The 19,030-nt window shown below is 62.1% G+C and carries 16 protein-coding genes; 11 read left to right on the top strand and 5 right to left on the bottom strand.

The window, feature by feature from the left end:
* The first annotated feature begins 48 nt into the window (after positions 1 to 48).
* From ELQ88_RS11300 to ELQ88_RS11290, 3 genes are all read left to right on the top strand, one after another.
* Positions 49 to 1,653: a carboxyl transferase domain-containing protein gene (locus ELQ88_RS11300; RefSeq protein WP_064676707.1), complete on the top strand. Its 1,605-nt coding sequence runs from the start codon at positions 49 to 51 to the stop codon at positions 1,651 to 1,653.
* 235 nt (positions 1,654 to 1,888) lie between these two features.
* Entirely contained in the window at positions 1,889 to 2,704 is an 816-nt protein-coding gene (locus tag ELQ88_RS11295) for a gamma-carboxygeranoyl-CoA hydratase (protein ID WP_128869607.1), read from the top strand.
* A complete protein-coding gene (locus tag ELQ88_RS11290) occupies positions 2,704 to 4,659 on the top strand; it encodes an acetyl/propionyl/methylcrotonyl-CoA carboxylase subunit alpha (protein ID WP_138965061.1) in 1,956 nt (651 codons plus the stop codon). Before ELQ88_RS11295 ends, ELQ88_RS11290 begins: the two co-directional genes overlap by 1 nt.
* Before the next feature lie 58 nt (positions 4,660 to 4,717).
* Here the strand turns inward: ELQ88_RS11290 and ELQ88_RS11285 are convergent, their stop codons facing one another.
* Complete coding sequence (locus tag ELQ88_RS11285) at positions 4,718 to 5,365, bottom strand: S24 family peptidase (protein ID WP_128869484.1); 648 nt, start codon at positions 5,363 to 5,365, stop codon at positions 4,718 to 4,720.
* 130 nt (positions 5,366 to 5,495) lie between these two features.
* Between ELQ88_RS11285 and ELQ88_RS11280 the strand changes: the two genes are divergently transcribed.
* Positions 5,496 to 5,837, top strand: a complete 342-nt coding sequence (locus ELQ88_RS11280) for a DUF3077 domain-containing protein (protein ID WP_138969495.1) — start codon at positions 5,496 to 5,498, stop codon at positions 5,835 to 5,837.
* Between the two features lie 484 nt (positions 5,838 to 6,321).
* The gene (locus ELQ88_RS11275; RefSeq protein ID WP_128869485.1) at positions 6,322 to 7,473 is read left to right on the top strand and encodes a M14-type cytosolic carboxypeptidase; all 1,152 of its coding nucleotides are present in this window, start codon (positions 6,322 to 6,324) and stop codon (positions 7,471 to 7,473) included.
* 255 nt (positions 7,474 to 7,728) lie between these two features.
* Here ELQ88_RS11275 and ELQ88_RS11270 read toward each other — a convergent pair whose 3' ends face one another.
* Positions 7,729 to 8,175 carry a helix-turn-helix domain-containing protein gene (locus ELQ88_RS11270; protein WP_128869486.1) on the bottom strand — a complete coding sequence of 149 codons (447 nt, stop codon included), beginning with the start codon at positions 8,173 to 8,175 and terminating at the stop codon, positions 7,729 to 7,731.
* 94 nt (positions 8,176 to 8,269) lie between these two features.
* Here ELQ88_RS11270 and ELQ88_RS11265 point away from each other — a divergent pair, with 94 nt between their 5' ends.
* Both ELQ88_RS11265 and ELQ88_RS11260 read left to right on the top strand, forming a co-directional pair.
* Entirely contained in the window at positions 8,270 to 9,478 is a 1,209-nt protein-coding gene (locus ELQ88_RS11265) for an MFS transporter (RefSeq protein ID WP_138965059.1), read from the top strand.
* Between the two features lie 502 nt (positions 9,479 to 9,980).
* Positions 9,981 to 10,439: a transposase gene (locus ELQ88_RS11260; protein WP_128869488.1), complete on the top strand. Its 459-nt coding sequence runs from the start codon at positions 9,981 to 9,983 to the stop codon at positions 10,437 to 10,439.
* Between the two features lie 1,098 nt (positions 10,440 to 11,537).
* On the opposite strand, the gene ELQ88_RS11245 is transcribed toward ELQ88_RS11260, so the two are convergent.
* Positions 11,538 to 12,083: a cytochrome b gene (locus ELQ88_RS11245; RefSeq protein ID WP_138965057.1), complete on the bottom strand. Its 546-nt coding sequence runs from the start codon at positions 12,081 to 12,083 to the stop codon at positions 11,538 to 11,540.
* Positions 12,080 to 13,165 carry a catalase family peroxidase gene (locus tag ELQ88_RS11240; protein ID WP_138965055.1) on the bottom strand — a complete coding sequence of 362 codons (1,086 nt, stop codon included), beginning with the start codon at positions 13,163 to 13,165 and terminating at the stop codon, positions 12,080 to 12,082. Before ELQ88_RS11240 ends, ELQ88_RS11245 begins: the two co-directional genes overlap by 4 nt.
* A gap of 156 nt (positions 13,166 to 13,321) precedes the next feature.
* Between ELQ88_RS11240 and ELQ88_RS11235 the strand changes: the two genes are divergently transcribed.
* From ELQ88_RS11235 to ELQ88_RS11220, 4 genes are all read left to right on the top strand, one after another.
* Positions 13,322 to 13,828, top strand: a complete 507-nt coding sequence (locus tag ELQ88_RS11235) for a sigma-70 family RNA polymerase sigma factor (protein ID WP_138965053.1) — start codon at positions 13,322 to 13,324, stop codon at positions 13,826 to 13,828.
* On the top strand, positions 13,825 to 14,577 hold the full coding sequence (locus ELQ88_RS11230; protein ID WP_138965051.1) for an anti-sigma factor: 753 nt from the start codon (positions 13,825 to 13,827) through the stop codon (positions 14,575 to 14,577). The genes ELQ88_RS11235 and ELQ88_RS11230 overlap by 4 nt, the downstream gene beginning before the upstream one ends.
* 1,056 nt (positions 14,578 to 15,633) lie before the next feature.
* A complete protein-coding gene (gene zapE, locus ELQ88_RS11225; protein ID WP_138965049.1) occupies positions 15,634 to 16,797 on the top strand; it encodes a cell division protein ZapE in 1,164 nt (387 codons plus the stop codon).
* 11 nt (positions 16,798 to 16,808) lie between these two features.
* On the top strand, positions 16,809 to 18,122 hold the full coding sequence (locus ELQ88_RS11220; RefSeq protein WP_138965047.1) for a protein kinase: 1,314 nt from the start codon (positions 16,809 to 16,811) through the stop codon (positions 18,120 to 18,122).
* 203 nt (positions 18,123 to 18,325) lie between these two features.
* Here ELQ88_RS11220 and ELQ88_RS11215 read toward each other — a convergent pair whose 3' ends face one another.
* Positions 18,326 to 19,030 carry a YebC/PmpR family DNA-binding transcriptional regulator gene (locus ELQ88_RS11215; protein WP_138965045.1) on the bottom strand — a complete coding sequence of 235 codons (705 nt, stop codon included), beginning with the start codon at positions 19,028 to 19,030 and terminating at the stop codon, positions 18,326 to 18,328.

The raw sequence follows: 19,030 nt of genomic DNA, 5'->3' as shown, positions 1-19,030 counted from the left end.
TGCTTCTGACTTGTAGCTTGCAACTTGAAGCTGCTACGGAGTAGCCCGATGATTTTGCATACCCAGCTCAACCCTCGTTCGGCGGAGTTCGCCGCCAACAGCGCGGCGATGCTCAAACAGGTCGACGCCCTGCACACCCTGCTCGCCCAGGTGCAGCAAGGTGGCGGCCCGAAGGCGCAAGAACGCCACACCTCCCGGGGCAAATTGCTGCCCCGTGAGCGGATCAATCGCCTGCTCGATCCGGGCTCGCCGTTTCTCGAGATCAGCCAACTGGCGGCCTACGCGGTGTATGGCGAAGACGTGCCGGCCGCGGGCGTGATTGCCGGGATCGGCCGCGTGGAAGGCGTCGAATGCATGATCGTCGCCAACGATGCCACGGTGAAAGGGGGTTCGTATTACCCGCTGACCGTGAAAAAACACCTGCGCGCCCAGACCATCGCCCAGCAGAACCGCCTGCCGTGCATCTACCTGGTGGACTCCGGCGGCGCCAACCTGCCGCGCCAGGATGAAGTGTTCCCGGACCGTGAGCACTTCGGCCGGATCTTCTTCAACCAGGCCAACATGAGCGCCATGGGCATTCCGCAGATTGCCGTGGTGATGGGCTCGTGCACGGCCGGTGGCGCCTATGTACCGGCGATGGCCGACGAAGCGATCATGGTGCGCCAGCAGGCGACGATTTTCCTCGCCGGCCCGCCGCTGGTAAAAGCCGCGACCGGGGAAGTGGTCAGCGCCGAGGACCTCGGCGGGGCCGATGTGCACTGCAAGATTTCCGGGGTGGCCGACCATTACGCCGAGAGCGACGAGCACGCCCTGGCCATTGCCCGGCGCAGCATCGCCAACCTCAACTGGCGCAAACTCGGTGAGGTGCAGCAGCGCACGCCGATCGCCCCGCTCTACGCCAGCGACGAGTTGTATGGCGTGGTGTCGGCGGACGCCAAGCAGCCGTTCGATGTGCGTGAAGTGATCGCGCGGTTGGTCGACGGTTCGGTGTTCGATGAGTTCAAGGCGCTGTTCGGCACGACCTTGGTGTGTGGCTTTGCGCACTTGCACGGTTACCCGATCGCGATTCTCGCCAACAACGGCATCCTGTTCGCCGAAGCCGCGCAGAAAGGCGCGCACTTTATCGAGCTGGCGTGTCAGCGCGGGATTCCATTGCTGTTCCTGCAGAACATCACCGGGTTCATGGTCGGGCAGAAATACGAAGCCGGCGGCATCGCCAAGCACGGCGCGAAACTGGTGACCGCGGTCGCCTGCGCCAAGGTGCCGAAGTTCACGGTGATCATCGGCGGCAGTTTCGGTGCCGGTAACTACGGCATGTGCGGCCGGGCTTACGACCCGCGCTTTTTGTGGATGTGGCCGAATGCGCGGATCGGCGTGATGGGCGCCGAGCAGGCGGCCGGGGTGCTGGTGCAGGTCAAGCGTGAGCAGGCCGAGCGCAGTGGCCAGGGTTTCAGTGCCGAGCAGGAAGCGGAGATCAAGCAGCCGATTCTCGATCAGTATGAAGAACAGGGGCATCCCTATTACTCCAGCGCTCGGCTGTGGGACGACGGCGTCATCGACCCGGCGCAGACCCGCGATGTGTTGGCCCTGGCCTTGTCGGCGTCGTTGAACGCGCCAATCGAACCGAGCCGCTTCGGCGTGTTCCGGATGTGATCCTGACGGAATCTGATGTGGTCCTTATGTGATCCTGATCGGATTTGATGGGGTCTGATGTAATTCTGATCGGATTTGATGGGGTCTGATGTGATCCTGATCGGATTTGATGGGGTCTGATGTGATTCTGTAGGAGCCGGCTTGCCGGCGAAGGCGTCTTCATGGGCGCGACAGGGCTCAAGGCCGCCTTCGCTGGCAAGCCAGCTCCTACAAAGTGCCGTGGAGACGGACGAATATGAGCGACTTCAATACGCTGGAACTGCTGACCGACCCGCGGGGTTTTGCGACCCTGTGGCTCAGCCGTGAAGAAAAGAACAACGCGTTCAACGCCGAGATGATCCGCGAACTGATCCTCGCCCTGGACAAGGTCTCGGGCGATGCCAGCCTGCGCTTTCTGCTGGTGCGCGGTCGCGGCAAGCACTTCAGCGCCGGCGCCGACCTGGCCTGGATGCAGCAATCGGCCGAGCTCGATTACCACACCAACCTCGACGACGCCCGGGAACTGGCGGAGTTGATGTACAACCTGGCCAAGCTGAAAATCCCGACCCTGGCCGTCGTGCAAGGCGCGGCCTTTGGCGGCGCGTTGGGCCTGATCAGTTGCTGCGACATGGCGATCGGTGCCGACGACGCGCAGTTCTGCCTGTCGGAAGTGCGCATCGGCCTGGCCCCGGCGGTGATCAGCCCGTTCGTGGTGCAAGCCATCGGCGAACGGGCGGCCCGTCGTTATGCGCTGACCGCCGAGCGCTTCGGCGGGCAACGGGCGCGGGAGATCGGTTTGTTGTCGGAGAGCTACCCGGGCAATGAACTGGAACAAAAGGTCGAGCAGTGGATCGACAACCTGTTGCTCAACAGCCCGGCGGCCATGCGCGTCAGCAAGGACTTGCTGCGTGAAGTCGGCAACGGCGCGCTGACCCCGGCGCTGCGCCGCTACACCGAAAACGCGATCGCGCGGATCCGCGTCAGCCCTGAAGGCCAGGAAGGTCTGCGGGCCTTTCTGCAAAAGCGTGCGCCGAACTGGCAAGCCGCCACCACCCCCAAGGAGTCGCGTTGATGAGCGCACCTGTTCTCACTACCCTGCTGGTGGCAAACCGCGGCGAAATCGCCTGCCGGGTGATGCGCACCGCCAAGGCCCTGGGCCTGACCACCGTGGCCGTGCACAGCGCCACTGACCGCGACGCGCGCCATAGCCGGGAAGCGGATATCCGCGTCGACCTCGGCGGCAGCAAGGCCGCCGACAGCTACCTGCAGATCGACAAGCTGATCGCCGCGGCCCAGGCCAGTGGCGCCCAGGCGATCCACCCGGGGTATGGCTTCCTGTCCGAGAACGCCGGGTTCGCCCGCGCCATCGAAGCCGCCGGCTTGATCTTCCTCGGCCCGCCCGCCTCGGCCATCGACGCCATGGGCAGTAAGTCCGCGGCCAAAGCCTTGATGGAAACCGCAGGCGTGCCGCTGGTGCCGGGTTATCACGGCGAAGCCCAGGACCTCGAGACCTTCCGCGACGCCTGCGAACGCATCGGCTACCCGGTGCTGCTCAAGGCCACGGCGGGTGGCGGCGGCAAAGGCATGAAAGTGGTCGAAGACGTCAGCCAGCTCGCCGAAGCGCTGGCCTCGGCGCAGCGTGAAGCGCTGTCGTCGTTCGGCGATTCGCGGATGCTGGTGGAGAAATACCTGCTCAAACCACGCCATGTGGAGATCCAGGTGTTCGCCGATCAACATGGCCACTGCCTGTACCTCAATGAACGTGACTGCTCGATTCAGCGTCGGCACCAGAAAGTCGTCGAGGAAGCACCTGCCCCCGGCCTGAGCCCGGAACTGCGACGCGCCATGGGCGAAGCCGCAGTGCGTTCGGCACAGGCCATCGGCTATGTCGGTGCCGGTACCGTGGAGTTCCTGCTGGACGCGCGCGGCGAGTTCTTCTTCATGGAGATGAACACCCGCCTGCAGGTCGAACACCCGGTCACCGAAGCCATCACCGGCCTCGACCTGGTGGCCTGGCAGATTCGCGTGGCGCGCGGTGAAGCGCTGCCGATGACCCAGGACCAGGTGCCGCTGCTCGGCCATGCGATTGAAGTGCGGCTGTACGCCGAAGACCCGGGCCATGATTTTCTGCCGGCCACCGGGCGTCTGGAGTTGTATCGCGAATCCGCGCCCGGCCCGGGGCGTCGGGTCGACAGTGGCGTGGAAGAAGGCGACGAGATTTCGCCGTTCTATGATCCGATGCTCGGCAAGCTGATTGCCTGGGGCGAGGACCGTGAACAGGCGCGGTTGCGGTTGTTGAGCATGCTCGATGAGTTTGCGATCGGCGGGCTCAAGACCAACATCAACTTCCTGCGCCGGATCATTGGCCACCCGGCGTTTGCCGCGGCGGAACTGGATACCGGGTTCATTCCGCGTTATCAGGAGCAACTGCTGCCGGCCCCTGCGGACCTCGGCGAGGAGTTCTGGCAAGCCGCCGCCCAGGCCGTAGCGCAAAGCCAGCCGGGGACTCCGCGCGCCGATGACCCAAGTTCGCCCTGGGCGATCAACAGCGGTCTGCGTTGCGGCTTGCCCGCCGAGACCACGCTGCACCTGAGCTGCGAAGGCCAGGACCGCGCCCTGACCCTGGGCCGCGCCGATGCCCACACCGCGCAACTCAAGGGCGAACAACTGCTGACCGAGCACCACGGCGTACGCCGCCAGCATCGGGCGATCCGTCGGGGTGACAGCGTGTACCTGCACTGGGCCGGTGAGTTGCGCCGCATCGAGTCCTACGACCCGATCAGTGCCGTCGAAGCCAGCCACAGCCATCAGGGCGGGCTTGCCGCGCCCATGAATGGCAGCATCGTGCGCGTGCTGGTGGAGGCCGGGCAATCGGTCGAAGCCGGGGCGCAACTGGTGGTGCTGGAAGCGATGAAGATGGAGCACAGCATCCGTGCGCCCCATGCCGGGGTGATCAAGGCGCTGTATTGCCAGGAAGGCGAGATGGTCAGCGAAGGCAGTGCGCTGGTCGAACTGGAAGAAGCGTGAGCTGAAGGAAGAAGCGTGAGCTGAAGATCGGTCCCGCGCCTGGCGCGGACCGATCCGGCTAGAACCTGATTGTCGCCTGGACCACCACGCCGATGATTCGGCACTCCGGGCTGTACAGGGCTTTGGGGTACGTCGGATTGAGCGGCACCAGGTAACGCTGCCCGCCCTCCTCGATCAGCTTGCGAAACGTGGCCTCGGCGCTGTCGGGCCATTGGGCGATCACCAGTTTGCCCGGCAGCGCTTCCACGGCCGGGTCCACCAGGATCAACATGCCTTCGGCAATGCTGAGGCCCGTCGGTGCCGTCATCGCATCGCCTGTCACCTCCAGCCAGAATGCCGCGCCCAGCGCCGAGTAATCGGACCGTTCGAAACGCGCCTGCCCGTAGGCCGCCGGCCCGTCTTCACGCACCTCTGTGGCGGCGCGCCAGCCACTGACCGGGTAGCGGAAGTACGGGTTGTACTTTTGCGCCAGGTCCTGGCCCTCGGCCTTCGCGGCGTCCGGCTCGCGGATCACCAGCGCCACCTCGAGAAAGTCCAGGCCCAGCGCCTGCAGCACCCGGTTCATGTCATCGATGCCCGGCTGGCGACGTTTGTTCAGCCAATGGCCAATGCCCCCCTGGGACATCCCGACGCGCTCGGCGAGTATCTCTTGAGTGATTTTGAGTTCACTCATCTTGGCCTTGACCAATTCAATCCATTTATCCATGTGCGGCACGATACGTGGGTGCCTCCAGCCGTCAAAACACAACTTGTAGTATTTAAATTTTCGTCACAAATACAATTTGTACTAGGATTGTTTCACGGATATGAACCCCATCACGGAGCTAGCCATGACCATGACCATCCCCGGCAATGACCTGCCAGACCTGTCGATCGACACCACCCTCACCTCGCCCGAAGGCTTTGCGGCCGCGCAGCGAGCGCTGGACTATTACTTGAAACCTGCTGTTTCAGACGAAGTGGTCGAAGAACGCTTCTTTGATGTGAGGCGCAATATCAGCAGCGAAGAGGCACTGGTCCATGCCTCGGACCTGCTGCGTTGTGCAGCCGCCACCGCCAACGAGTCGGGCAATAACCTTCAGGGCGCCAACCGGCATCTGGCTTTTTCGACGGTGCACATGATCGAGATGGCCCGGGCGCTGGTGGACCGGTCCCTGGAGTGTGCTCAGAACGGCTGAAAAAAGGATGTGTTCGGGGAGGACGGGAAAGAATTTTCCAATCGCGCAGATAAAATCATTTGACTTGCAAACGAGAATGATTATTATTGCATGCAGCTGGTCGCGAGATCAGTCGATTGTCCAAGGGACCTTAGGTCGGTCTACTGGACACTCTCCTCATCAGGCTAATCACGGTTTTTGACCCGGCTTTTTGCCGGGTCTTTTTTTGCCAGTTTTTCTGGCTTTTACCTTCAGGCTAATGAAGTCTTTTGGTGTTACAAATCCGAATGGCGCGGATGATATCAAAAGAATATCCGTTGGCAAGAGAAGCCCGGCATCATTGGCCCAAACTAATCAAAAATAGCACTTGAGAATCAATCGCACAGCCTCTAAGCTGCCTCGGCGTCAAGGACGACGCCCCCCTTTCCAGCCCGCAATTTCCCCCGGTTTTTCCCTTCCCAGCGTGTAAAGTACCAGCCATAAAAATCATATTCAGGAATCGACTATGACCGTGGCCAAATCCTCGCTCGACATCAGCGCCAACTTCGACAGCGGCAACATTGAAGTGCTCGATATCAGCAACCCGCTCCAGGCGTTGCTGGCCATCCGGCCGGACACCCGCAGTCAGCACTTCCAGTGGTTTCACTTCAAGGCCAGCGGCCTGCATGTCGGCCAGGAGCACTGGTTCCGCCTGAACAATGCGAGCAAATCCTCGTACAACAAGGCCTGGGACGGTTATCAGGCAGTGGCGTCCTATGACCACGTCAACTGGTTCCGCGTGCCGACCATCTTCGAGGGCGATTGCCTGCGTTTCAGCCTGGAAACCACCGCCACCCACGCCTGGTTTGCCTACTTCGAACCCTATAGCCGCGGTCGCCATGACTGGCTGATCGAGCAGGCGCTGACCAAGGCCGGCACCGAGCTGCTGGCCACCGGTAAAAGCGTCGAAGGTCGGGACATCCAGCTGCTGCGCAAAGGCACGGGCGCCGAAGGCCGACGCAAGGTGTGGATCATTGCCCAGCAACACCCTGGCGAACACATGGCCGAGTGGTTCATGGAAGGCGTGATCGAACGCCTCGAACGGCATGACGATCCTGTGCTGCAAAAATTGCTGGCCAGCGCCGACCTGTACCTGGTGCCGAACATGAACCCGGACGGCGCCTTCCACGGTCACTTGCGCACCAACGCCATGGGCCAGGACCTGAACCGCGCGTGGCAGAGTGCGAGCCAGGAACTGAGCCCGGAAGTGCTGTTCGTGCAACAGCAGATGGAGCAGTACGGGGTCGACCTGTTTCTCGACATCCATGGCGATGAGGAGATTCCTTATGTGTTCACCGCCGGTTGCGAAGGCAACCCGGGTTACACGCCGCGGATCGAGAAACTCGAAGAACAGTTCCGCAGCCATCTGAAGCACCAGACCAAGGATTTCCAGACCAGGCATGGCTATACCCGCGATCTGCCGGGCAAGGCCAATATGACCTTGGCTTGCAACGCCGTCGGGGAGAAATTCGATTGTTTGTCGCTGACGCTGGAAATGCCGTTCAAGGACAACAATGATGCGCCGAATGCGTTGACGGGGTGGTCGGGGAAACGGTCGAAGCAGTTGGGCAAGGATGTGCTGACGACGGTGGCTGATATGGTCGATAGCTTGCGCTGATCTATTGGTGGCGAACACTGGCCACCAACGACCAACCGATTGAAATGGCTGCACGCTGCCCCTGTAGGAGCTGGCTTGCCAGCGAAGGCGTCCTTCCAGATGAAAAAAATGTTGCCTGACCCACCGCTTTCGCTGGCAAGCCAGCTCCTACAGGGGTTTGTGTCGGACACAAAACATGTGAGCAATGCTGATCAAAATGTGGGAGCGAGCCTGCTCGCTCCCGCAGGTGGAATACGGCTGCGATCTTTCTGACGTTCACTCGGCCGCTATGCGTACGCAATCCTCCGGCCCCAGCAAACGCCCATCCTCGGCACGCGGTTCCAGCGTCTGCAAAGGCCGACCGCTCTCCCGATCAACCAGCCGCGAGTGCGCCTCTCCCTCCTCGAAGAAAAACGCCTCGCCCCATTGCCGCAATCCGATGATCAGCGCAAACAACCCCTTGCCCTTCTCTGTCAGCACGTATTCCTGATACGCGCTGCCGTCCGACGCCGGCACCAGATCGAAAATCCCGTTGGCCACCAGCGCGCGCAAACGCGCCGACAATATGTTCTTGGCCATCCCCAGACTGCGCTGGAATTCACCGAACCGGCGAATGCCATCGAAGGCATCGCGCACGATCAGCAGCGACCAGCCATCGCCAATGGCCTCGACGGAACGGGCCACCGGGCATTCGGCGCCTTCCATGCTTGTACGTTTGGCCATGTTCGCGGTCACCCAGATTATGTAGTTGCAATATAAAACCGGTTTCCTTACCGTACAACTGGTTTCACTTTGAAACCACCCAAGGAGACCGGTGATGAAACATGACCAGCCATTGAGCCGCACCGTGGTGCTGCTGTTTGCCGTCGCCTGCGGCCTGGCCGTCGGTAATGTCTACTACGCACAGCCGCTGCTGGATGCCATGGCCCAGGCGTTTGCCATCGCGCCTGCCACCGTCGGCATCGTCGTTACCCTGACTCAGGTCGGTTACGGCCTCGGTCTGTTGCTGCTGGTGCCGCTGGGGGATCTGCTCAATCGTCGGCGCTTGATCGTCACGCAAACCTTGCTGTCGGCGCTGGCGCTGCTGATGATCGCGTGGGCGCCGAACAGTGTCTGGCTGTTGCTGGGAATGACCCTGACCGGACTGCTGGCCGTGGTCACGCAAGTGCTGGTGGCCTACGCCGCCACACTGGCCATACCGGCGCAGCGAGGACGGGTGGTGGGCGTGGTCACCAGCGGGATCGTGGTCGGCATTCTGCTGGCCCGGACGGTGGCCGGCGGTATGGCTGATCTGGCCGGTTGGCGGTCGGTCTATCTGTTGTCGGCCGGTCTGACCCTGGTGATGGCACTGCTGCTGTTTCGCGTGCTGCCCCGGCATGAACAGGCGCAACCTGCCAGTGCCTACGGCGCTTTGATCGGATCGGTGTTTACGTTGTTCAGGGAAGAACCGGTGCTGCGGCAACGGGTGGTGCTGGCGCTGTTGACGTTCGCCAGCGCCATGGTGCTGTGGACGCCCATGGTGCTGCCGTTGAGCGCCCCGCCGCTGTCGTTGTCCCACACTCAAATCGGCTTGTTCGGCCTGGCAGGCGCCGCCGGCGCGCTGGCCGCCGCCCGTGCCGGGCATCTGGCCGATCGTGGCCTGGGGCAATGGACCAGTGGATTGTCGCTGCTGTTGATGCTGCTCTCGTGGCTGCCGATCGCCCTCACCCACTCTTCGTTGTGGGCGTTGCTGCTGGGGGTGATTACCCTGGATTTGGGGCTGCAGGCGGTGCATGTCACCAGCCAGAGCATGATCTACGGCGTGCGCCCCGAAGCCCAGAGCCGACTGACTGCCGGCTACATGGTGTTTTATTCGATCGGCAGCGCCTTGGGCTCCATCGGTTCGACGGCGATGTACGCCTGGGGCGGGTGGCTTGGCGTGTGCCTGCTGGGCGCAGGCATCAATGCCGTGGCGTTGATCTATTGGTGGCGAACATTGGCCACCAACGACCAACCGCGAGAGGTGGCTTCACCTCGCCCTCTGTAGGAGCCGGCTTGCCGGCGAAGGCGTCTTCATGGGCGATGCAGGGCTTGAGGCCGCCTTCGCTGGCAAGCCAGCTCCTACATGATCAGCGTGTGCAAATGGATTGTGGTCAACGCCAAATATCGTCAACTGCGTACAGATGGATTGAAAAAAAGCCGAACCCTGTCACCTGCGCACAGATGGATTGCGATAACGCCGAACCCTGTCACCTGCGTACAGATGGATTGCGAAAACGCCGAACCCTGTAGGAGCCGGCTTGCCGGCGAAGGCGTCTCCATGGGCGGTGCATGGCTTGAGGCCGCCTTCGCTGGCAAGCCAGCTCCTACATGATCAGCGTGTGCAGATGGATTGTGGTCAACGCCAAATATCGTCAACTGCGTACAGATGGATTGCGATAACGCGAGCGAAGGTGTTGAGGCTGATACATCCAGACCCAAACCTTTTCGGAATTAAGTTATCTGCGCGCTAGCCTTGTTCTTTTCTACCTACACAGGAGGGCAAAGGAATGCCCACTCGTTCCCACGCAAATCAACTGCGCACCGGGCGTTACTCCCAGTCCGGACAAATCTATCTGCTTACTGCCGTCACCCATTTGCGCGAACCCGTTTTCAGCGATTGGCGAGCGGGACGTTTGGTGGTGAATCAATTTCGTCATGTTCAAACAGAGGGATACGCCGATTCCCTGGCCTGGGTAGTGATGCCCGATCACTTTCACTGGCTGGTCGAACTGCAGAACAGCACGCTGGCGCAGTTGATGCTTGCGACTAAATCCCGCAGCGCGAGAGAGATCAATGCTTATTTGGGGCGCTCGGGCCGGTTTTGGCAAAAAGGCTTCCATGATCGCGCGCTCCGCCGTGAGGAAAATCTGTTGACGGCGGCCCGTTATATTATCGCCAATCCCTTGCGAGCTGGGCTCGTCAGGCGCGTGCATGATTACCCGTTATGGGATGCCGTATGGTTGTAGAGCTCGGCTTGCCGGCGAAGGCGTCCTCATGGGCGATGCAGGGCTTGAGGCCGCCTTCGCTGGCAAGCCAGCTCCTACATGATCAGCGGTGTACAGAAGAATGGTGGTAAACGCCAAACCCTGTCACCGATGTACAGGCCTTTTGCGAAAAACGCCGAACCCTGTAGGAGCCGGCTTGCCGGCGAAGGCGTCCTCATGGGCGATGCAGGGCTTGAGGCCGCCTTCGCTGGCAAGCCAGCTCCTACATGATCAGCGGTGTACAGAAGAATGGTGGTAAACGCCAAACCCTGTCACCGATGTACAGGCCTTTTGCGAAAAACGCCGAACCCTGTAGGAGCCGGCTTGCCGGCGAAGGCGTCTTCATGGGCGATGCAGGGCTTGAGGCCGCCTTCGCTGGCAAGCCAGCTCCTACATGATCAGCGGTGTACAGAAGAATGGTGGTAAACGCCAAACCCTGTCACCGATGTACAGGCCTTTTGCGAAAAACGCCGAACCCTGTAGGAGCCGGCTTGCCGGCGAAGGCGTCTTCATGGGCGATGCATGGCTTGAGGCCGCCTTCGCTGGCAAGCCAGCTCCTACATGATCAGCGGTGTACAGAAGAATGGTGGTAAACGCCAAACCCTGTCACCGATGTACAGGCCTTTTGCGAAAAACGCCGAACCCTGTAGGAGCCGGCTTGCCGGCGAAGGCGTCCTCATGGGCGATGCAGGGCTTGAGGCCGCCTTCGCTGGCAAGCCAGCTCCTACATGATCAGCGGTGTACAGAAGAATGGTGGTAAACGCCAAACCCTGTCACCGATGTACAGGCCTTTTGCGAAAAACGCCGAACCCTGTAGGAGCCGGCTTGCCGGCGAAGGCGTCTTCATGGGCGATGCAGGGCTTGAGGCCGCCTTCGCTGGCAAGCCAGCTCCTACATGATCAGCGGTGTACAGAAGAATGGTGGTAAACGCCAAACCCTGTCACCGATGTACAGGCCTTTTGCGAAAAACGCCGAACCCTGTAGGAGCCGGCTTGCCGGCGAAGGCGTCTTCATGGGCGATGCATGGCTTGAGGCCGCCTTCGCTGGCAAGCCAGCTCCTACAGGGGGTGCGGTGAGGGATCAGGTGCGGTCTTTGCCGCGCAACATGCTGTCCAGCACATCGTCGCGACGTACCCAGGCGTGGAACAAAGCTGCGGCCAGGTGCAACAACACCGTCAGGAACAGCAGATACGCCAGGTAGCCGTGCGCCTTGCGCAGGAACGCAAACAGCTGCGCATTGGCCGGCACGATCGACGGCAATTGCACCGAGCTGCTGAGCATCACCGGGTCTCCCGCCGCCGAAATCATCGCCCAGCCCAGCAGCGGCAAGATCAGCATCAAGGCGTACAGCAACAAGTGCGAGGCCTTGGCCGCCAGCACTTGCCAACCTGGCAGGTCCGCCGGCAGTGGCGGCTGTCGCGTCGAAAAGCGCACGACGATGCGCACGATCACCAGCAACAGAATGGCCACGCCCAAAGGTTTATGAAGATTGATCAGCCACTCATGACGTTCGGATACCGAGGCGGCCATGCCTGCGCCGATGAACAGCATGGCAATGACCATCAGCGCCATCAGCCAGTGCAGCAGTCGCGCCAGCGGCGCGAAATGGTTTGGATGAGCGCTCATTGACCAGACTCCTGTTTAGCGGCGGGCAACTGACTGACTTCGCTGGTGCGACGCAGGTAGGATTTGGCGTAACCGGCTGAACGCGCAGCGAGCAGCGGGTCGTCGGACCCTTCGATACCGGCGGGCAATATCAGCGGGTCATAGTTGATGTCACGGCATTCGCCATTGAGTTGCGGCTGGGTGCTCTGGAGCACCAGGGTGCCGGCGTTGACCACTTTGCGATCGCCAGGCCAGGCCTTGCTGGCGTCGTTGACCGGGTCGCCGGGGTTGGCCAGGGTGATGTTCAACTGCCAACGCAACGGCCCTGCGGCGATCCGCTGGACCAGGTCTTTCTCGAGGAAGTCGCCGCCCTCCGGCGCCGTGGCACCAGGCGCATCCTGCGCCACCGGCACCATGCTCCAGCGCACCGCTTGCCGCTGCCCGGCCGCGTTCACCAGGTAAAACGCGTTGACGCTGTTGTAGGTTTCGGTCACGTAGCTGGCGGAGGGCTTGGCGGTTTTGACCCAGGCCAGGAAGGGTGCCGATTCAGGGTGCGCACCGAAGAACGCCGGCACGGCGCCAGGTTTGGGTTTGCCGGTGGCCGGGTCCGGCGACTGCGCCTGTTGGAATTGATAGAACGCCTCGGGCGTGCCCACCGGGAACACCGGCATGCTGTTCATCCCGGTGCGCCACTGTTGACCGTTGGCCTGGGTGAAACGCAGCGCCAGGCTGCGGATCGGCACGCTATTGTCCGGGGCATAAGGGTTACCGGCCGGCAAGGCGAAACGTCCGACCACCGGGGTTTGCGGATCCTTGAACACCTGGGCGCTGGAGTAGGCACGCGCCTCGCCGCTGCTCTCGAAGTGGCCGATCACGCACACGCCTTTGGAGTGATTACGGCGGAAGCCCGGGTGCACGCCGTTGTTGGTTTCCAGCACATTGATCAGCTTTTTCGGGGTCAGACGTTGTGGATCGAGGGTGCCGTTGACGTAGGCAAAGGCCCCGGCCACTGCGGCGACCACCACGGCAATACCGGCCAGGCGCAACGTCAGGCTCGCGGCACTCAAGGGTGGCCGGGTCGGCGGTGATGAGCGATCTACCATGAAAGACTCCTGGGCCAGCGGCCACAAGTGAGAAGAATCAAGCAGACGCACCCGGTGCAGGTTTATTCCATGGCCCGGTATTTATTTTTTCAGGCGTGGAATAACCTCGGGGGCCGGGCGTCTTCCTAGTCCAGCGTAGTGACTGGCCAGGCCTTCATGAACGATATCGACGAACAACTGCGAGAAATCATTCCCCGGCTGCGACGATTCGCGGTGTCATTGACCCGCAATCCCAGCAGCGCCGACGATCTGGTGCAGTGCTGCCTTGAGCGCGCGCTGTCGAGCTGGGGCGACAAACGTCCCGAGGGCGATCTGCGTGCCTGGTTGTTTTCGATTCTGTACCGGCAGTTTCTCGATGCGCACCGGCGCTCCCGGCGTTATGCGCGGATGCTCGAATTCTTTACCGGACGCGATGATGCGCAGCCCTCGGTCGAGCGCACCGTGATCGCGCAATCGACCCTGCAGGCCTTCGATCGGCTCAACACCGAACAGCGCGCCCTGCTGCTCTGGGTTTCGGTCGAGGGCTTGAGCTACAAGGAGGTCGCCGAGATCCTCGATGTCCCCGTCGGTACCGTGATGTCGCGCCTGTCCCGGGCGCGGCAGGCCTTGCGCCAGCTCAGCGATGGCGAAATCGCCCGTCCTTCCCTGCGGAGACTCAAATGATCAGCATGCCCCCAAGCGAGCGGGACCTGCACGCCTATGTCGACCACCAATTGAGCGATGACGAGCGACGTCAGGTGGAGACCTTTCTGGCCGGCAACGCTGAAGTGGCCGCCCAGGTACGGGCCTGGCAACAGGACGCCCAACTATTGCGCGCCGCCCTGAGCGGCGCCTTGCAGCGGCCGGCCAACCCGGACCTCGACCCGGCGCTGATTCGCCAGCGCCGCACACGGCAAACCCGTCGTCACCTGGCGAGCGCCGCGGTGCTGTTGATTGCGGTCAGTGTCGGCGGGTTCAGCGGTTGGCAGGCGCGGGAGATGACCCTGGTCGGTGCCCCGCTGCCGATGACCGATGCCCTGCAAGCCTATCGCCTGATTGCCCAGCAGGGCATTTTGCCGGCTGACTACAAAGCCGGTGACGAAGGCGATATGCAGGGCTGGCTCGACCGCTATTTCACCCAGGCCCATCGCTTGCCTGACCTCTCGGCCGCGGGCTTCAAACCAGCCAGCGGACGCTTGCTCAGCACCGAGCAAGGGCCGGCGGCGATGGTGGTGTATGAGGATCAGGGCGGGCACAAGATCAGCTTTTACGTACGGCCGCCAGGGCCGAAAAACTTCCTGCTGCCCCGGGGCAGTCGCCGCGATGGCGAGTTGCAGGCGGAGTATTGGTCGGGGGGTGGGTATAACTATGCGATGGTCAGCCCAAGCGACACGCCGGCAGCGCAGATGCTCAAGCAGACCGTGCAGTTCTGACCCCCACAAAGGGGGTCTGCGCCGAGCACAAAAATCATGACCAGCCCCCAGCTCCTACAGGGGATCTGTGCCGGGCACAAAAAGCGTGGCCAGCCCCCATCAACTGTAGGAGCTGGCTTGCCAGCGAAAGCGGTGTGTCAGTCGACAGATGTATTGGCTGATATGACGCCTTCGCTGGCAAGCCAGCTCCTACAGGGGATCTGTGCCGGGCACAAAAAGCGTGGCCAGCCCCCATCAACTGTAGGAGCTGGCTTGCCAGCGAAGGCGGTGTGTCAGTCGACAGATGTATTGCCTGATATGACGCCTTCGCTGGCAAGCCAGCTCCTACAGGGGGTCTGTACCGGGCACAAAAAGCGTGGCCAGCCCCCATCAACTGTAGGAGCTGGCTTGCCAGCGAAAGCGGTGAGTCAGTCGACAGATGTTTTGGCTGATATGACGCATTCGCTGGCAAGCCAGCTCCTACAGGGGGTCTGTGCCGGGCACAAAAAGTGTGGCCAGCTCCTACAGGGGATCTGTGCCGGGCACAAAAAGCGTGGCCAGCCCCCATCAACTGTAGGAGCTGGCTTGCCAGCGAAAGCGGTGAGTCAGTCGACAGATGTATTGGCTGATATGACGCCTTCGCTGGCAAGCCAGCGCCTACAGGGGGTCTGCGCCGGGCACAAAAAATGTGGCCAGCCCCCATCAACTGTAGGAGCTGGCTTGCCAGCGAAGGCGGTGTGTCAGTCGACAGATGTTTTGGCTGATATGACGCCTTCGCTGGCAAGCCAGCGCCTACAGGGGGTCTGTGCCGGGCACAAAAAGTGTGGCCAGCCCCCATCAACTGTAGGAGCTGGCTTGCCAGCGAAAGCGGTGTGTCAATCGACAGATGGATTGGCTGATATGACGCCTTCGCTGGCAAGCCAGCTCCTACAGGGGGTCTGCGCCGAGCACAAAAATCATGGCCAGCTCCTACAGGGGGCCGTGTACGGCGCGGTGGTCGGGTTGTTCGCCCTTTGGGTACACTAGGCCGCCGCCGCTCGGGGGAGCCGGCCTGACCATTTACGGGGTGACATTACAGTGGCTGTTCGACCGCCCAACCGTTCGCGACTCACGCCACGCTGGCTTGCGTTGCGCCGCATTTTCGGCAAGGCATCGCCTGCGTCCTGTACCGCGACCGGTCGCGTGATCCACGATTACTTTCACCACAAGGCGCATGCCCAGGGCTATACCCTCAGCCACAGCCAGCAGCGAGTGATCGACTGCATGGCGCAGCACGCCACGATGTTGCTCGGGTCCTCGGCGCATACCCTGCCCGGCCTGTACCTGCACGGCGCGGTGGGGCGCGGCAAGAGCTGGCTGCTCGACGGGTTTTTCCAGGCGCTGCCGATCGCGGAAAAACAGCGCCTGCACTTCCATCAGTTCTTTGCGCAACTGCATCAAGGCATGTTCAGTCATCGCGAGCAGCCCGATGCACTGGCGGCCACGCTCGATGAGCTGCTGCTCGACTGCCGGGTGCTGTGTTTCGACGAGTTTCACGTTCACGACATCGGCGATGCGATGCTCATTGCGCGGCTGTTCAAGGCGCTGTTCCGCCGGGGCATCCTGCTGATGGTCACCTCCAATTACCCACCCGAGGGCCTGCTGCCCAACCCGCTGTACCATGCGCGCTTCAAACCGGTGATCGACCTGATCAACACGCGAATGCAGGTCATGGAGGTCGGCGGCCCCCATGACTACCGCAGCCAGGCGCGAACCCACGCCCAGCAGGTGTTTACCCAGGGCCATTACGTCTGGCCGGCCACGCTGGCGCAACGTCGGGCCTTGAACCTGCCCGAGCCTGGCGCTCCCGCGCTGGCGGTGGCCGTCGGCACACGGCATCTGCGGGCCCGATACTGCGAAGGGCGAACCATTGGCTTGACCTTTGGCGACCTGTGCGACCACCCCACCGCGGTCATGGATTACCTGGAGCTGTGCCGGCGTTTCGATCACTGGGTGATCGATGAATTGCCCAATCTCGCTGAGTGTTCCATGGCGGCTCAGCAGCGGTTTATCAATCTGGTGGATGTTTTGTACGATCAGGACAAGCATCTGGTGCTGCTGGGACAGCGGTCGTTGCGGGAAAGCCTGGGGGGCGACGCGATTGATCTGGCGCGGACGCGGAGTCGGTTGGGGCAGTTGGTGGAAGTTGCCGCTATCATGTCGCCCATTCCCAGGGCACCGCGCCCTCCCCTCGATCAATAGCGAATCTGTTCATGGACACCCTTGCCCAACTGCGCGCCGGCCAATTGTCGGGCGTCACCCGCCTCGATCTGGCCTGCGGCCTGACGGAGTTTCCCCGGGAAATCTTCGACCTGGCGGACTCGCTGGAGGTGCTCAACCTCAGCGGCAACGCCTTGAGCCGGCTGCCGGATGACTTGCACCGGCTCAATCGTTTGCGGGTGCTGTTCTGCTCGGACAACCAGTTCACCGAACTCCCCGCCTGCCTCGGTCAATGTACCGCGCTGACCATGGTCGGCTTCAAGGCCAATCGCATCGCAACAGTGCCAGGCGCGGCGCTGCCACCGCTATTGCGATGGCTGATCCTGACCGACAACCACCTCAGTGAACTGCCGACCGAGTTGGGTCAACGCCCGCACCTGCAAAAACTGATGCTGTCCGGCAACCGCTTGCAGCGTTTGCCTGAAAGCCTGGCTCATTGTCATCGACTCGAGCTGATCCGCATCGCCGCCAACCGGTTGACCGAACTGCCCGATTGGTTGCTGACCCTGCCGAGCCTGGCCTGGCTGGCCTACGCCGGTAACCCGCTGGAAACCGAAGCCGATGCGGCCGCGCTGGAATCGGTCGCGAGCATCCCCTGGTCGGCACTGCGCCTGGAGCAGCAACTGGGCGAAGGCGCTTCGGGGGTGATTCATCGCGCCACCTGGGAACGACCGGGCCAACCGGCCACCCAGGTCGCGGTCAAACTCTACAAAGGCGAAATGACCAGCGATGGCTCGCCGTTGCATGAGATGAACGCCTGCATCACCGCAGGCCGGCACCCCAACCTGATCCGGATCGAAGGGCGGATTATCGGGCATCCGCAGGCGCAGGCCGGGCTGGTGATGGAGCTGATCGATCCGGTGTACCGCAACCTGGCCGGACTGCCGAGCCTGGAATCCTGCAGCCGGGACGTCTACGCCAACGACACCCGGTTCAGCGCTGGCGTGGCCTTGCGGATCGCCAGCGGGATCGCTCAAGCGGCCGAACATCTGCACGACCAGGGCATCACCCACGGCGACCTGTATGGCCACAATATTCTGTGGAACGAGCAGGGTGATTGCCTGCTTGGGGACTTTGGTGCGGCGTCGTTCCATGCCACTGCGGACACCTTGGAAAGCCGTGCATTGCAACGGATCGAGGTGCGGGCGTTTGGAATTCTGCTGGGGGAACTGCTGGAGCGAATCGAGTCGGGGTTGAGCGATGAGGGGCGTAGGCGGTTGGAGGATTTGCAGCGGCGTTGCTGCGAGCCGCAGGTGCTGGCGCGGCCTGGGTTCGACGAAATTGTGCGGGCGTTGAAAAGCTGGTGACCGCTGCGCGGTCAATCGCGGGCAAGCCCGCTCCCACAATGATGCCATTCACTGTAGGAGCGAGCTTGCTCGCGATGGTCGTTAACGTTGACGCGTTGTACCTGGGAGACCTATGCGCCAGATAGTTTTTCGCGAGCAAGCTCGCTCCTACAGGGTTTTGTGTACACCTGCAGGAGCTGCCGCAGGCTGCGATCTTTTGATGTTTAGCCGGCCAACCCGACAAACATATCCTGCACATCATCATGGTTGTCCAGGCCTTCGAGGAACGCCTCGACTTCTGCCATCTGCTCGTCGCTCAGGCCGCTGACCGGGTTCTTCGGCTGGTAGCCCAGCTTGGCCGACAACACCGTGAAGCCGTGCTCCGGCAGGGCTTTCTGTACCGCGTCGAGGTCCGCAGGCTCGGTCAGAAACAGGGTCGCGCCGTCTTCACCCGGCTCGAAATCCTGGGCGCCGGCTTCGATCGCGGCCATTTCCGGATCGGCGTCCGGGCTGTCCGGGGACGCTTCGATCATGCCGACGTGGTTGAAGTCCCAGGCCACCGAACCGGAAGCGCCGAGCTGGCCCTTGCGGAACGCGACGCGGATTTCAGCGACGGTGCGGTTGATGTTGTCGGTCACGCATTCCACGATCAGCGGCACCTGATGCGGGGCGAAACCTTCGTAGGTCACGCGATGGTATTGCACGGTCTCGCCCAGCTGGCCCGAGCCTTTCTTGATCGCACGTTCCAGGGTTTCCCGGGGCATCGAAGCTTTTTTCGCCTGCTCGACCACCAGCCGCAGGTGCGCGTTGGTCGCCACATCGGCACCGTTGCGCGCGGCAATGGTGATCTCTTTCACCAGTTTGCCGAAAATCTTGCCCTTGGCGTTGGATGCCGCTTCTTTGTGTTTAACCTTCCACTGTGCGCCCAT

This window comes from Pseudomonas sp. MPC6 (assembly GCF_006094435.1).
Taxonomy (GTDB): domain Bacteria; phylum Pseudomonadota; class Gammaproteobacteria; order Pseudomonadales; family Pseudomonadaceae; genus Aquipseudomonas.
This window is presented reverse-complemented; position numbering and strand designations above follow the sequence as displayed.

What these genes read in the sequence shown, in the direction of transcription:
- ELQ88_RS11300 (WP_064676707.1), top strand. Translation starts at nt 49, where the DNA reads ATGATTTTGCATACCCAGCTCAACCCTCGTTCGGCGGAGTTCGCCGCC.
- ELQ88_RS11295 (WP_128869607.1), top strand. Translation starts at nt 1,889, where the DNA reads ATGAGCGACTTCAATACGCTGGAACTGCTGACCGACCCGCGGGGTTTT.
- ELQ88_RS11290 (WP_138965061.1), top strand. Translation starts at nt 2,704, where the DNA reads ATGAGCGCACCTGTTCTCACTACCCTGCTGGTGGCAAACCGCGGCGAA.
- ELQ88_RS11285 (WP_128869484.1), bottom strand. Translation starts at nt 5,365, where the DNA reads ATGGATAAATGGATTGAATTGGTCAAGGCCAAGATGAGTGAACTCAAA.
- ELQ88_RS11280 (WP_138969495.1), top strand. Translation starts at nt 5,496, where the DNA reads ATGACCATCCCCGGCAATGACCTGCCAGACCTGTCGATCGACACCACC.
- ELQ88_RS11275 (WP_128869485.1), top strand. Translation starts at nt 6,322, where the DNA reads ATGACCGTGGCCAAATCCTCGCTCGACATCAGCGCCAACTTCGACAGC.
- ELQ88_RS11270 (WP_128869486.1), bottom strand. Translation starts at nt 8,175, where the DNA reads ATGGCCAAACGTACAAGCATGGAAGGCGCCGAATGCCCGGTGGCCCGT.
- ELQ88_RS11265 (WP_138965059.1), top strand. Translation starts at nt 8,270, where the DNA reads ATGAAACATGACCAGCCATTGAGCCGCACCGTGGTGCTGCTGTTTGCC.
- ELQ88_RS11260 (WP_128869488.1), top strand. Translation starts at nt 9,981, where the DNA reads ATGCCCACTCGTTCCCACGCAAATCAACTGCGCACCGGGCGTTACTCC.
- ELQ88_RS11245 (WP_138965057.1), bottom strand. Translation starts at nt 12,083, where the DNA reads ATGAGCGCTCATCCAAACCATTTCGCGCCGCTGGCGCGACTGCTGCAC.
- ELQ88_RS11240 (WP_138965055.1), bottom strand. Translation starts at nt 13,165, where the DNA reads ATGGTAGATCGCTCATCACCGCCGACCCGGCCACCCTTGAGTGCCGCG.
- ELQ88_RS11235 (WP_138965053.1), top strand. Translation starts at nt 13,322, where the DNA reads ATGAACGATATCGACGAACAACTGCGAGAAATCATTCCCCGGCTGCGA.
- ELQ88_RS11230 (WP_138965051.1), top strand. Translation starts at nt 13,825, where the DNA reads ATGATCAGCATGCCCCCAAGCGAGCGGGACCTGCACGCCTATGTCGAC.
- ELQ88_RS11220 (WP_138965047.1), top strand. Translation starts at nt 16,809, where the DNA reads ATGGACACCCTTGCCCAACTGCGCGCCGGCCAATTGTCGGGCGTCACC.
- ELQ88_RS11215 (WP_138965045.1), bottom strand. Translation starts at nt 19,030, where the DNA reads ATGGGCGCACAGTGGAAGGTTAAACACAAAGAAGCGGCATCCAACGCC.